Origin of the sequence: Pyramidobacter sp. C12-8 (assembly GCF_002007215.1) — a bacterium.
Lineage (GTDB): Bacteria > Synergistota > Synergistia > Synergistales > Dethiosulfovibrionaceae > Pyramidobacter.
Genome location: NZ_MUHX01000094.1, coordinates 1 through 297, shown reverse-complemented (window position 1 = coordinate 297; position 297 = coordinate 1). Strand labels below are relative to the sequence as shown.

General features: G+C 38.0%; 1 protein-coding gene. It reads right to left on the bottom strand.

Annotated features, from left to right (window positions below):
• Window positions 1-14: 14 nt before the first annotated feature.
• Window positions 15-297 (bottom strand): IS3 family transposase (locus tag B0D78_RS12205; RefSeq protein WP_143521879.1); only part of this gene is annotated, 283 nt, incomplete at its 5' end.

The window sequence follows — 297 nt, the reverse complement described above, 5'->3', positions numbered from 1 at the left end:
ATAAAAAAGTACAATTATACGAACCCCTGTTCAATTCTAAATTGGGCAGGGGATTTGTAATGCAATTTAGAAGATAACCGGTAGTTATTAAAGTACTTTATGTAGTTGTTAATAAGCTGAGGGACGTTCTTAGATCGATACAAACCAAAATCAATATACAGTTCTTCTTTGATCCAGCCATTAAGAGCTTCGATGATTGGATTATCAGTCGGCGTCGCCACTCTTGACATGGAGCGCTTGATACTGGTACAATGTTCATGAGCTTTGGAGAAAGCTTTTGAGGAGTAAATCGAGCCT